13 protein-coding genes are annotated in these 12,145 nt (G+C 70.3%); 6 read left to right on the plus strand and 7 right to left on the minus strand.

The features are described 5' to 3' along the window. A partial coding sequence (glgX, locus tag ACFU6K_RS15075; protein WP_380663249.1) for a glycogen debranching protein GlgX occupies positions 1-2,102 on the minus strand: 2,102 nt, incomplete at its 3' end. Positions 2,103-2,277: 175 nt separating this feature from the next. On the opposite strand from glgX, the gene ACFU6K_RS15080 reads away from it, so the two are divergent. The 4 genes from ACFU6K_RS15080 (at position 2,278) to ACFU6K_RS15095 (ending at position 7,144) form a co-directional block, all read left to right on the plus strand. Beyond that, positions 2,278-3,564: an Ig-like domain-containing protein gene (locus ACFU6K_RS15080; protein WP_380663250.1), complete on the plus strand. Its 1,287-nt coding sequence runs from the start codon at positions 2,278-2,280 to the stop codon at positions 3,562-3,564. A 196-nt stretch (positions 3,565-3,760) separates the two neighbouring features. Next, a complete protein-coding gene (locus ACFU6K_RS15085) occupies positions 3,761-5,014 on the plus strand; it encodes an Ig-like domain-containing protein (RefSeq protein ID WP_380663252.1) in 1,254 nt (417 codons plus the stop codon). A 185-nt stretch (positions 5,015-5,199) separates the two neighbouring features. Continuing rightward, positions 5,200-6,447: an Ig-like domain-containing protein gene (locus ACFU6K_RS15090; protein WP_380663253.1), complete on the plus strand. Its 1,248-nt coding sequence runs from the start codon at positions 5,200-5,202 to the stop codon at positions 6,445-6,447. Between the two features lie 208 nt (positions 6,448-6,655). Next, positions 6,656-7,144: an ATP-binding protein gene (locus ACFU6K_RS15095; RefSeq protein ID WP_380663255.1), complete on the plus strand. Its 489-nt coding sequence runs from the start codon at positions 6,656-6,658 to the stop codon at positions 7,142-7,144. A 338-nt stretch (positions 7,145-7,482) separates the two neighbouring features. On the opposite strand, the gene ACFU6K_RS15100 is transcribed toward ACFU6K_RS15095, so the two are convergent. The 6 genes from ACFU6K_RS15100 to ACFU6K_RS15125 form a co-directional block, all read right to left on the minus strand. Continuing rightward, positions 7,483-7,926, minus strand: a complete 444-nt coding sequence (locus ACFU6K_RS15100) for a hypothetical protein (protein ID WP_049649065.1) — start codon at positions 7,924-7,926, stop codon at positions 7,483-7,485. Continuing rightward, a complete protein-coding gene (locus ACFU6K_RS15105; RefSeq protein ID WP_063780013.1) occupies positions 7,926-8,336 on the minus strand; it encodes a helix-turn-helix domain-containing protein in 411 nt (136 codons plus the stop codon). Before ACFU6K_RS15105 ends, ACFU6K_RS15100 begins: the two co-directional genes overlap by 1 nt. A 63-nt stretch (positions 8,337-8,399) precedes the next feature. Continuing rightward, positions 8,400-8,759, minus strand: a complete 360-nt coding sequence (locus ACFU6K_RS15110; RefSeq protein WP_049649066.1) for a type II toxin-antitoxin system RelE/ParE family toxin — start codon at positions 8,757-8,759, stop codon at positions 8,400-8,402. Between the two features lie 72 nt (positions 8,760-8,831). After that, positions 8,832-9,698: a hypothetical protein gene (locus ACFU6K_RS15115; protein ID WP_380663257.1), complete on the minus strand. Its 867-nt coding sequence runs from the start codon at positions 9,696-9,698 to the stop codon at positions 8,832-8,834. Between the two features lie 219 nt (positions 9,699-9,917). After that, on the minus strand, positions 9,918-10,118 hold the full coding sequence (locus tag ACFU6K_RS15120; protein ID WP_380663258.1) for a DUF397 domain-containing protein: 201 nt from the start codon (positions 10,116-10,118) through the stop codon (positions 9,918-9,920). After that, positions 10,115-10,900: a helix-turn-helix domain-containing protein gene (locus ACFU6K_RS15125; RefSeq protein ID WP_380663260.1), complete on the minus strand. Its 786-nt coding sequence runs from the start codon at positions 10,898-10,900 to the stop codon at positions 10,115-10,117. Before ACFU6K_RS15125 ends, ACFU6K_RS15120 begins: the two co-directional genes overlap by 4 nt. 184 nt (positions 10,901-11,084) lie before the next feature. Here ACFU6K_RS15125 and ACFU6K_RS15130 point away from each other — a divergent pair, with 184 nt between their 5' ends. Further along, positions 11,085-11,519 carry an ATP-binding protein gene (locus ACFU6K_RS15130; protein ID WP_380663261.1) on the plus strand — a complete coding sequence of 145 codons (435 nt, stop codon included), beginning with the start codon at positions 11,085-11,087 and terminating at the stop codon, positions 11,517-11,519. A 101-nt stretch (positions 11,520-11,620) separates the two neighbouring features. Continuing rightward, positions 11,621-12,145 (plus strand): GNAT family N-acetyltransferase (locus ACFU6K_RS15135; RefSeq protein ID WP_380663263.1); only part of this gene is annotated, 525 nt, incomplete at its 3' end.

The following is a 12,145-nucleotide window of genomic DNA, read 5'->3' on the forward strand; positions in this document are numbered from 1 at the left end:
GTCGGGGACGGGTCGGCGGGGTGTGCGGCGGCGGTGTCGACCACGGTCTCCCAGCCGGGCGCCGGCGCCGCCGCCGGCAGGGTGAACACCACCGGTTCGTGGCCCGCGTTGAGCAGCAGCAGGAAGCCGTCGTCGCCGATCGGCCGCCCGGCCGGGTCCCGTTCGGGCAGCGCGGAGCCGGAGAGCAGCATGCCGAGGCAGGCGGTGGGCGCGAACCAGTCGGCCTCGGTCATCTCCGTGCCGCGCGGGGTGAACCAGGTGAGGTCGGGCCGGCCGCCGGGGGTGGTGGCCCGGCCGGAGAAGAACGCCCGCCGGTGCAGCACCGGGTGGGCCCGGCGCAGCCGGACCAGCCGGGCGGTGAGCGCGCACAGGTCCTGCCAGCCGGGCTGCTCCAGCAGCGACCAGTCCAGCCAGCCGACCTCGTTGTCCTGGCAGTAGGCGTTGTTGTTGCCGCCCTGGGTGCGGCCCAGCTCGTCCCCGGCGGTGAGCATCGGGACGCCGGCCGAGAGCAGCAGGGTGGCCGTCAGGTTGCGCAGTTGGCGCAGGCGCAGCCGGTTGACCCGCTCGTCGGTCGTCTCGCCCTCGGCGCCGTGGTTCCAGGAGCGGTTGTCGTCGGTGCCGTCCCGGTTGTCCTCGCCGTTGGCCTCGTTGTGCTTGCGGTCGTAGGAGACCAGGTCGCGCAGGGTGAAACCGTCGTGCGCCGTCACGTAGTTGACCGAGGCGTACGGGCGGCGGCCGGCCCGCTGGTAGAGGTCGGAGGAGCCGGAGAGGCGGTAGCCGAGCTCGCGCACGTCCGGGCGGGCGCCGCGCCAGAAGTCCCGTACGGTGTCGCGGTACTTGTCGTTCCACTCGGCCCACAGCGGGGGGAAGCCGCCGACCTGGTAGCCGCCCGGGCCGACGTCCCACGGTTCGGCGATCAGCTTCACACGGTTCAGCACCGGGTCCTGGGCGACGGCGGCGAGGAAGGGGTGGTCCATGTCGACGGCGTCGCCGCCGTTCGTCCCGCCGCGGGCCAGGGCGGCGGCCAGGTCGAAGCGGAAGCCGTCCACGCCCATCTCGGTGACCCAGTACCGCAGCGAGTCGGTGACCAGCCGGAGAGCCTGCGGGCGGCGGGTGTCCAGGGTGTTGCCGCAGCCGGTGTAGTCGGCGTAGCCGCGCGGGCGGTTCGGCGGGAGGCGGTAGTAGGCGGCGTTGTCGATGCCCCGGAAGCAGAGCGAGGGGCCGAGTTCGGCGCCCTCGGCGGTGTGGTTGAACACCACGTCGAGGATGACCTCGATCCCGGAGGCGTGCAGGGCGCGGACCATCCGCTTGAACTCGCCGACCTGGCCGCCGCGGGAGCCGGAGGCGGAGTAGCCGGCGTGCGGGGCGAAGTAGCCGATCGTGTTGTAGCCCCAGTAGTTGACCAGGCCGCGGGCCTGGAGGTGGTCCTCGCTGGCGTACTGGTGCACCGGCAGCAGCTCGACGGCCGTCACCCCGAGGCGGGTGAGGTGGGCGAGGGCGGCGGGGTGGGCGAGGCCGGCGTAGGTGCCGCGCAGCGGCGGGGGGACGTCGGGGTGGCGCATGGTGAAGCCGCGCACGTGCAGCTCGTAGAGGACGGTCTCGGCCCACGGGGTCTTCGGGCGGCGGTCGTCGGACCAGTCGTCCTCGTCGTGGACGACCACGGACCTGGGGACGTACGGCGCGGAGTCGCGGTTGTCCCGGACGGTGTCGGCGACGTCCGCCTCGGGCCAGGTGCGGACGGCGGCGCAGGCGGCGTCGTGGGAGGTGTAACAGCCGTCGACGGCACGGGCGTACGGGTCGAGCAGCAGCTTGGCGGGGTTCCAGCGGGCGCCGGTCCACGGGTCCCAGCGGCCGTGCACGCGGTAGCCGTAGCGGGTGCCGGGACGCACACCGGGGAGGAAGCCGTGCCACACCTGGACGTCCTGCTCGGTGAGGTGGTGGCGGGTCTCCTGGCCGTCCTCGTCGAACAGGCACAGTTCGACGGCTTCGGCGGCGGGGGCCCAGAGGGCGAAGTTGGTGCCTCGCCGGCCCGTGCGGTCCAGGTGGTAGCGGGCGCCGAGGGGTTGGCAGCTGCCGGGGTCCAGCGGCTGTTCTGACGCCATGGCGGGGGCCTCCCTGGGCGGGGTGTTCTGGGTCCATTCACCTTCTCTTTCCCGGAATGTGTCGGCCGGAAGCGGTGCGGGGTTTCGGGAGTGGGGGTTTCGGGGGCGGCGTGTCTTCGTTGGGAGGGTTCTCGTTGTTCCGGGCGTCGGACTTGAACAGTGGGAGGGCCCCGGGATGCGGCGCCGTGGACGGGTGTGGGCGCGGGGCGCGGCGGCGGTGGCCTGCTGCGTGGCGGTCCTGGCGGGGTGCGGCGGGCCTCCGGCGGTGCCGGACGGGGACGCGGTGGGGCCGGGTGGGCGGACGGTGCCGGCGGCGCCGTCGCGGGCGGTGCTCGCGGTGCAGCCGGCGGACGGGGCGCAGGACGTGCGGCCGGAGGGGGCCGTCCGGGTGACGGTGGCGCAGGGGCGGCTGGTCTCGGTGCGGCTGGCGGACGCGAAGGGCACGGAGGTGCCGGGCACGATCGGGGCCTCCGGCGGGGAGTGGGTGCCGGACGGGCCGCTGCCGCTCGGGACGGCCTTCACCGTGGACGCCGTGGCGGAGGACGACCAGGGGCAGCGGGCGGCCCAGCACTCGGCGTTCACGACCGTCACCCCGACGCACACCTTCGTGGCGTTCTTCACCCCGGAGGACGGTTCCACGGTCGGGGTCGGGATGCCGGTCTCGCTGCGGTTCAGCCGTCCGATCACCGACCGGGCGGCGGTGGAGCGGGCGGTGCAGGTCACCGCCGACCCGCCGGTGCCGGTGGCCGCGCACTGGTTCGGCGGGCAGCGGCTGGACTTCCGTCCGCAGGGGTACTGGGCGGCCGGGACGAGGGTCACGGTGGCGCTGCGGCTGAAGGACGTGCAGGGCGCGCCGGGGGAGTACGGCACCCAGAGCAGGGACCTGCACTTCACCATCGGGCGGGCGCAGGTCTCCACCGTCGACCTGGACGCCCACACCCTGACCGTCCGCGCCGGGCAGGGCGGCAAGGTGGTGCGGGTGCTGAAGGTCTCCGGCGGCAGCCGTGACCACTCCACCTACCGGGGGGTGATGGTGGTGTCGGAGAAGTACAAGGTGACCAGGATGAACTCGCAGACCGTCGGCATGGGCGACGAGTACGACATCAAGGACGTGCCGCACGCGATGCGGCTGACCGCCTCCGGCACCTTCGTGCACGGCAACTACTGGGCGGAGCCGGGGGTGTTCGGCTCGGCCAACACCAGTCACGGCTGCATCGGGCTCTCCGACGTCAAGGGCGGGGCGAGCAAGGACTCCCCGGCGGGCTGGCTGTTCGAGCACACCCTGGAGGGGGACGTGCTGGAGGTGAGGGCCTCCTCGGGGGACTTCGTGCCGCCGCAGAACGGGTTGAACGGCTGGAACGTGCCGTGGGAGCAGTGGGTGGCGGGGAGCGCGCTGGGCCGGGGGCCGGCCGCTTCGTCCGCCACTCCGACAGCCGCTCCGTCGGCTTCGGCGCTGCCGTAAGTCCCGTTCGCCCCTTACGTCCTGTCTTCACCACGGGTTCACGCCCGCGTCAACCGACTCCTCTCAGGATTCACTCGGACGGCTTAGCTATCCTGCTCCGGCGCGCCCGCAGCCCGGCCCGGAAAGATCCACGTCCGGTGCAACTCACGGGGGCACTCAACGCGTCAAGAGAGTGAATACCGGGAGGGGAGAAACCGTGAAGACGGGGAAGACGGCCGGCACCGCGATACGCACCACCAACCGCTACGGGCGGAAGAGTGCGATGGCGCTGGTCATGGGCGGGGTACTGCTGCTCACCGCGGCCTGTGGTGACGACAAGGGCAGCGGTTCGGGCGGTACGGGGGGTTCGGGTGGCGGCAGCGCGGCCTCGGCCGCGGCGGATGGGGGCGGGTCGGCCACGCCGAAGCCCTCGGCCGCGGTGCTGGCCGTGGAGCCGAAGGACGGAGCCCTGGACGTCCCGCCGACCGGGCTGCAGGTGTCCGTCTCGAACGGCAAGCTGACGACGGTCGAGGTGACCGACAAGGACGGCAAGCCGGTCGAGGGCGCGATCACGCCGGACGGCTCCGGGTGGAAGCCCGCGGGCGCGCTCGCGGTCGGCATGGCGTACAAGGTGAACGCCCAGGCGAAGGACGGCGAGGGCCTGGTGGCCGCGTCCACCACCTCGTTCACCACGCTGACGCCCGAGAAGAAGATCTCCACCAACGACAACATCAGCGACGGTGCCACCTACGGCGTCGGCATGATCGTCTCGGTGAACTTCAACAAGGACGTCAAGAACAAGGAAGCCGTCGTCAAGGGCATCTCCATCGAGAGCAGCAACGGCACCGTGGTCAAGGGCCACTGGTTCGGCGACCGCCGGGTGGACTTCCGTCCGGAGGCGTACTGGGCGCCGGGCACCAAGGTGACCGTCAAGTACCGGCTGAAGAACGTCGAGGTCGCCCCGGGCATCTACGGCGACGTGGACAAGGACGAGCCGTTCACCATCGGCCGGTCGATGATCTCCACCGCGGACGCCAAGTCGCACCAGATGACCGTCGAGCGGGACGGCCAGAGCGCCACCCTGCCGGTCACCCTCGGCGCGGACGCCACGCCGTCCTGGGGCGGGACGATGGTGGTCATGTCCAAGGAGAAGGTCACCCGGATGAACTCGCAGACCGTCGGTCTCGGCGGCGAGTACGACATCCAGGACGTGCCGCACGCGATGCGGCTGACCACCTCCGGCACCTTCGTGCACGGCAACTACTGGGCCAGCCCGTTCGGCAAGACCAACGCCAGCCACGGCTGCGTGTCGATGCAGGACGTGAAGGGCGGCAGCGACTCCTCGGTCGCCGGCAAGTTCTTCAACGACTCGATGATCGGCGACCCGATCAAGGTCGTGAACACCAAGGAGAAGACCGTCGCGCCCTCCAACGGGCTCGGCGGCTGGAACGTCGACTGGGCCGCCTGGTAGGCCTCTTCGGCGTCTGACATCCGTCGTGCGGCCCGGTCCTCACTCGTTGGGGTCGGGCCGCCGCGGTTTCCGGGGCGAGGAGCCCCACGCATGGCGCAACCTTTCCGGTGGCCGACTGCGTATACCGGTCGGGTCCGTCGGGTCCACGGGGAGTTTCTCGGATCTTCTGAGGGAGGGAATCGGCGATGAGGTCGATACGCAGAGTGGTGGCCGTCGGGCTGGTCGGCGGCGCGATGGCGCTGACGGCCGCCTGCGGTGGGGGCGGCGGGGCAAGCGGGGGGAACGGGGGCGGCGGGGGGAGTGCGGCCAAGGCCGATCTGGCGGCCGGTGCGGCGAGCGCCAAGCCCACGGAGGCGGCGCCCACCAGCAAGGCGCCGAAGGTCTCCACGGCCGCCGTGAGCATCGAGCCCAAGGCCGGCTCGGTGGACGTGGCGCCGAACGCGCTCAAGGTCGGCGCGACCGGGGGCAAGCTGACCACCGTCAAGGTGAGCGACAGGACCGGCAAGGAGGTCCCCGGGACGATCTCCGCCGACGGCGCCTCCTGGACGCCCACGGCCGGCCTGGAGGTGGGCACCGCCTACCGGGTCAGCGCGATGGCCGCGGACGCCGACGGCGCGGTCGCCGCGGCGGACAGCGACTTCACCACGCTGACCCCGACGGCGCTCGCCAAGGCCTCGGACAACGTGGAGAACAACGCCACCTACGGCGTCGGCATGATCGTCTCGGTGAACTTCAGCAAGGACGTGAAGAACCGGGACGAGGTCGCGAAGGGCATCAGTTTCGAGACCAGCAACGGCACCGTGGTCAAGGGTCACTGGTTCGGCGACCGCCGGCTGGACTTCCGCCCCGAGCAGTACTGGGCGCCGGACACCAAGGTGACCGTCAAGTACCGGCTGAAGAGCGTCGAGATCGCCCCCGGGGTGTACGGCACGGACCGGGACGAGCCCTTCACGATCGGGCGGTCCCAGATTTCGACGGTTGACGCCGCTGCGCACAAGATGACGGTCGTACAGGGTGGTCAGTCGAGCGAGATCGACATCAGCGCCGGCGCGCCCGAACACCCCACCTGGAACGGCACGATGGTGGTCATGTCCAAGGAGGGCGTGGTGCGGATGCAGTCCAGCAGCATGCCCGGCATGACCGGCGCGCCGTACGACCTCCAGGTCCCGCACTCGATGCGGCTCACCGACTCCGGCACGTACGTGCACGGCAACTACTGGAGCAGCAGCAGGACCTTCGGGGAGGACAACGTCAGCCACGGCTGCGTGGGCCTCAAGGACGTCGAGGGCGGCGGCTCCGGCACGTCGGCGGGCAAGTTCTACGACGGCTCGCTGATCGGCGACGTGATGATCGTGAAGAACTCGATCCGGAAGGAGACGCTCGACCCGTCGAACGGGCTGAGCGGCTGGAACGTCCCGTGGAGCACCTGGTAAACGGCCGCTGAGGTGGGGGAGGGGTCAACCCGGGATTGACGGAAGTCGGCCGGGGGGACCCCTTCTTGCATCCGGCATATGCCGACTCGGAGAGATCGTTTGCTCATTGTCCGTACGCGGCTGCTTGCGTTCCGCAATGATGGTCCGCATGGCGGGTTGGGGCGAAGCAGATCAGTCATTGGTTTCCGGGGTCGGCGCGGTCGCCGAAGTGTCCTGGATCGACGTCCAGGGCGGCGGGCTCTCGGCGTTGGAGCGGCTCAGCTCCGCGGAGCTGGAGGAGATGTACTCCAGCAGACTGTGCGACCAGTCCGCGCCCAACGAGGTACGGCTGCCGTCCCGGCCGGAGTCGGGCCCGGTGGCCCGTCGGCTGGTGCTCTCGGTCCTGGAGTCCTGGGAGCTCCACCAGCACCTGGAGGCCGGGGAACTGCTCACCAGTGAGCTGGTGTCCAACGCGGTGCGGCACGCGGCCGGCCGCACCATCGGACTGCACGTCAGCCGCAAGCCCGGCTGGCTCCGGATCGAGGTCCGGGACTCCTCCCGGGCGCTGCCCTGCATGATCCTCGCCGAGGCCAAGCCGGTGAACGAGCGCGGGCGGGGGCTGAGGGTCGTCGACGACCTCGCCGACCGCTGGGGCGCGGACCTGCTGCCGCGGGGCAAGGGCGTGTGGTTCGAGCTGAAGGTGCGCGAGCGGAGCTGAGGCGTTCGGCCGGTCGGCGTTTTCCCGGGGAAACGCGCAGGGCCCCCGGAATTCGCCGTGGTCCGGCGGGCGGGGGCCCTTGCAAGTCATCGCGCCGGCCAAGGGGGTGCGTGCCGCGCGATGGGCGTCGGCAGTGCCAGGTCGGGCCCGCCGAAGTCATCTGCCCAGGGCGGCGTGCGGTGTCGCCCGCCGTTGGGCTGCTTCGACTATCGCACGAATCTCAGCATGCGGGCAAACCAGATGACTTCGAATGCAAGGCATGTTACGTAGTTCACCTTTGGATTTTGCATAGGTTAACGCTGCCGCCTGTGAATATTCATGATCACGGGCCTGCTTGCCTACTTCGTCGGCTGCCAGGGGTTGCGCAGCGAGAGCATCGGGGTATCCACACCGAGCCTCGTCGCGGTGCTGTGCAGCGACTCCCGCAGGTACGGGTAGAGCACGGTGACCCCGATCTGCTCGATGAACTGCCGCTGGAGGTCTTCCGCCAGTTCGAACGGCTCGCCGACGGAGAACGCGGCCGTCGCATCGACGGCGAAGTCCGCCTGGGTGCCGGCCAGCTCAAGGCGGCACCGCACTTCCAGGACGGTTCCGCCGTCCCGCTCGCGGAGCCATGTGAGGAGTGTCGTCCGGCTCTCCGCCTCCTCGCGATCCTCCTGCTGGTCGAAGAGCCGACGGCCTGAGACCTCCAGGAACGTGACGTCCAGGAGTTCGGCGGCCTCGGTGATCTCGCCGACGGACGCGAATCGCCGAGTCGGCCTGTCGGTGGACCGACCCGCCATCACGCCGTCACCGGCCTCTGGCTGTCCGGCTCCCAGGCTGCGGGTCGTGGCCCGGGCCCCCGTTCACGGACGGCCACGTGGACCTCGACCTCCACGGGGGCCGGCTGCCAGGCCGGTGCGACGGCCGAGCAGGTGTGGTCGACCATGCTGTGGAGCCGGGCATCGACGGCCCGCGCGTAACGCTGCAGGGTGGAGTAGCGGGCGTCGCCTCCGACGCGTTCGAACTCGGAGACGGTCGACTGGGATGTCCCCATGCGCTGTGCGACCTCGCGCTGGGTGAGGCCGCGCTTCTGGCGGGCCACGACGAGCGTCTCCACCAGTGCGGCGTAGGCCTCGGCGTCTTCCAGGCCTGCTGCGGTGTGGGGGTCGTCCGGGTCGATGCCGAGTAGATCATGCAGTGTGGGTGCCATGGTCTCCCTACCCTCCCGTTGATTCAACAGTATCGCCCAAAGCCGATACCGAGAACCGGGTGCTCAGTCTTTTGGGTTACGGTTCCGCCAATCCTTGAGGCGCCTCTCAGCTGTGCTGAGCTCGCTCGGCGGGGTCTTCTGGGTCTTCTTCTGGAAGAAGGACAGCGCGAGGAGTACGAGACCGTCGGCCTCCTCGGCGTAGAGGAGTCGGAAGATGCGGCGGTTGCCGGTGAGCCGAACCTCAAGGAGGTCGCTCCCGAGGCTCTTGACGTCGCCGGGCAGGGTCTGCCTCTCCTGGACCCGCCGCATCAGAACGGCGAGTTTGGTCTCCTCGTGGGACGCGAGACGGGCCTTCTCCAAGTCCTTGCGCACCGGCGTCGATCCGTCCGCGCCCTCGTAGAAGGCCCACTGTCGTTCGTCCAACGCTCACCCGCCATGCGTCTCGCCCAATCTGTTTATAGGAAGTCTAGGGCCCTGCCCGCTTCGGTCGACATGTCAACGGATGTGCACCGCTTGGCTGTTGTGATCGCGAAGGGTGTCGCGGATGCGGGCGGCGTGGCGGTGGACGGCGGCCGGGGAGAGGGTGCCCGGGCGGGGTGGTGGGGGCGGCGGGGCGCCGGGGGTGCTGCGGCAGGCGCGGCAGAGGCCGCCGAGGAGGGCGTGCGGGCGGCAGGGGGTGCGGCAGTCGGTGCACTCGGGGATGGGGACCGGTTGCGGGGGCTGTTCCGCGCGTGGGCGCTCGGGGGGCAGCTTGTCGATCAGGCGGCGTCGGGTGAAGCCCGCCGGGCTGTGGATGTCCGGCGGCAGGTGCGTGGTCAGTGCGGCGGTGAAGAGGGGGAGCGTGGTGCCCCGCTCCAGCCACTCGGCGGCCAGCGGTTCGAGCGCGGCGCAGTCGGCGGCGGAGAGGGCGAGGCGGGGGTCGATCAGGCCGAGGCCGGCGAGGGCGGCGTAGGCGGCCGAGGTGGGGGAGGTGCGGTTGAGCGTTCGCTCCCTGGGGGGATCGGGTGCGGCGGGCGTTGACGCCTCCCCGGTGGAGAGGAAGTGCGCCCACCAGCCGTCGGAGCGGGGCGTCCGGGAGAAGTAGGTGCGGAACACCCAGCGGCACTGGCGGGAGTCGAGGCGCTCGCGGACGCGGCGCAGGTGACCTGCGGTGGAGAGCTTGGTGAGGGCCGAGCGGCAGGCCATCTGCCCGTAGTGGGGCTGGAGGACGGCGAGGGTCTTCGCGTCCATGGCGGCGCCGTCGGGGAGGCGGTCGATCAGCGAGGCGAGGTAGGCCTCGCGGGCCGGGAGGTGCCTGAAGTCGCTGGCAGCGCGGGGGCGTTGGCCCGGGGCGGACTGCTTGCCGTACCCGGGGGTGGCCATGGCGGTAGAGTCGTGGGTAGCCACAGGATCGAGGTCCGATCGATCGTGCCGGTCAGACCCCCGTTCGGTGTTGGTAGCACCGGCGGGGGTTGTTTCGTTGGTGCGCACGCTACACGGGGGAACCGGCTGTGGCGTAGTCGTGACGATAAGTCATATGTGCTGCGTGCGGGGGTTGTTGGGAGGAGAGGGGGGTAGTTACCTCACCGTTCCATTAAGGGGTCACTCGGCTCGTGTTGCTTGAGCTTCGGAGGCGAAGGCGACGAAGGCGGACCAGGCCTCGGGGGAGAAGGTGAGGGTCGGGCCGGCCTTGTCCTTGGAGTCGCGGACGTGGATGGCGGAGGGGGAGGTGGCGATTTCGACGCACTCGCCGCCGTCGTGGTTGCTGTAGCTAGAGCGGTACCACGGTTTGGTGGCGTTCATAGTTGCTCCACTGTCTTTCGGATGAGCTGTGCTGACTCCCGCGTGTTCAGGGCCTGCGCGCGGATCATCGCGTGGCGTCGGCTGAGCCTACCTACGAGTCGTGGTTCGGAGTGGAGTGCGTTCGTCTCGTGCGTCTCAACATACGCATACTGCTCGTTGTTGATCGTTTCCAAGATCGCGAGCGATCCCGAGAGTCCGGAAGGGGTGATTCGCCCGGTAGGCACGATCTGGATCCGAATGTTGTGAGAGTCCTCGAACTCAAGCAGCCGGTGGAGCTGCTCCTTCATGACCGCCCTGCCGCCGATGGAAGTGTGGAGGGCTGCTTCGTAGATGGTGAAGCTGAACAGTACCTCGGGGTCCGTGAGCCTCTCTTGTCGCTTGAGGCGGATCGCCAGGCGTTTCTCGGCGGTGGCGCTGTCCACGGGTGGAATGGGCAGGCTGAGAAGCGTCCGGGCATAGTTCTCGGTCTGCAACAAGCCCGGGATGTGGAGGGCTTCGAAGAAGTAGAGGGCAACTGCCTCCTTCTCGATATCAAAGTAGACATCGCTGCGTGCGGGCCGTGGCTCTGGCATCAGGTAAGGGTTGGCCGCTGTCAGCATCCCCTGCGCGTCGCACAGTTCATCCGCAGCCTGAAGAACCTTGAGCGTCGGCCGCCGCCTCCCCGCCTCCATCGACCGAATGCTCTCGATGTCGTAGCTGGCTGCCTGACTCAACTGCTCCCGCGTCACGCCCGACCGTTGGCGCCACCGCTTGAGCTGGTCGCCGCAGTACTTCCACGACATCGGGTTCTCCTTCGGCGCGCTCACGGCCGGTACCCCTCCCTGCCCTGGTCACAGGGCGGTCAAGCTGTCGCTGTACATGCGGTGTAACTGCTGAGGCTATGCCCGGATGCCGACGCTTGAAGGGTGAAGTGGCCGAACTCAGCTCTCCCGAGTGACGCCGTCCGTACACCCCTCAAGGACCCTGATGATCACTCAGCCCGCCGATGTCGTCGAGTGGATGTTCCCCCGGCTCCCCCGCAGCGCCGGCCGCGCCCGTATCCGGTTCATCCGGCAGGTCTTCGAGTGGGAGGTGCCCATCGACTCCGCCGAGACCGGGCTGATCCTCCTCAGCGAACTCGTCACCAACGCCTGCCGCCACGCCCGTTCCCCGCGCGACCGGATGATCGGTGTCCGTGTTCTCCTCCCCACCGACTCCCTGCTCCGCATCGAGGTCTCGGACGCGAACTCCACCCTCCCGACCCCGTGCGAGGCCACCCCGGAGGACGAGTCCGGACGCGGGCTCGAACTCGTCGCCGCCCTGGCCACCTCGTGGGGCGCCCACCTGCGTGGTGACGGCTACATCGGCAAGACCGTCTGGTGTGAACTCGCCCTTCCCACCCCGGCCAACCCGCACGGCTGAGCCCGCGACCTGCGGAGACGCGCAACTGTCCTCCCGCTGGAGTGCGTCCTGATCTTCGACGGCGTCGGCGAACCGCCGCCCGAGAGGATCAGGAGTCCACCATGCGCCCCCTTCCCTGGCCGCCCGCCCCGATCAGGACCGAGCGGCTCGTGCTCCGCGAGCCCGAGGCCCGGGACCGGGAGGCGTTCGTCGAGCTGCTGGCCTCGGCGGAGGTGAACACCTACCTCGGTGGACCGAAGCCGCGGGACGAGGTCGAGCGCGAGATGCCCGGGGCGCCCCGCCGGAGCCCCGGGGTCTTCGCGGTCGACCTCGACGGGGAGACGATCGGCCAGGTCCTGCTCCGCAAGGAGGCGGGGCGCGTCGGCCGGGTCGGCGAGCGGGCCGAACTCGGCTACCTGTTCCTGCCGCAGGCCTGGGGGCGCGGCTACGCCGCCGAGGCGTGCGCCGCTGCCCTCGACTGGTTCACCGGCGTCCTGCCCGGCGAGCCGGTGGTGCTCGCCACCCAGACCGCCAACCTCCCCTCGATGCGCCTCGCGGCGAAGCTGGGCTTCACCGAGGTGGAGCGCTTCGAGGCCTTCGGCGCCGACCAGTGGCTCGGCCAGTGGTCCCCGGAGCCGCACCGGGAC

Source organism: Kitasatospora sp. NPDC057512, assembly GCF_042802135.1.
Lineage (GTDB): Bacteria > Actinomycetota > Actinomycetes > Streptomycetales > Streptomycetaceae > Kitasatospora.

Bases quoted from the DNA above. Each gene is read 5' to 3' on its own strand.
- ACFU6K_RS15090 (WP_380663253.1), top strand. From the start codon at position 5,200: ATGAGGTCGATACGCAGAGTGGTGGCCGTCGGGCTGGTCGGCGGCGCG.
- ACFU6K_RS15100 (WP_049649065.1), bottom strand. From the start codon at position 7,926: ATGGCGGGTCGGTCCACCGACAGGCCGACTCGGCGATTCGCGTCCGTC.
- ACFU6K_RS15105 (WP_063780013.1), bottom strand. From the start codon at position 8,336: ATGGCACCCACACTGCATGATCTACTCGGCATCGACCCGGACGACCCC.
- ACFU6K_RS15125 (WP_380663260.1), bottom strand. From the start codon at position 10,900: ATGTCGTGGAAGTACTGCGGCGACCAGCTCAAGCGGTGGCGCCAACGG.
- ACFU6K_RS15130 (WP_380663261.1), top strand. From the start codon at position 11,085: ATGATCACTCAGCCCGCCGATGTCGTCGAGTGGATGTTCCCCCGGCTC.
- ACFU6K_RS15115 (WP_380663257.1), bottom strand. From the start codon at position 9,698: ATGGCCACCCCCGGGTACGGCAAGCAGTCCGCCCCGGGCCAACGCCCC.
- ACFU6K_RS15080 (WP_380663250.1), top strand. From the start codon at position 2,278: ATGCGGCGCCGTGGACGGGTGTGGGCGCGGGGCGCGGCGGCGGTGGCC.
- ACFU6K_RS15120 (WP_380663258.1), bottom strand. From the start codon at position 10,118: ATGAACGCCACCAAACCGTGGTACCGCTCTAGCTACAGCAACCACGAC.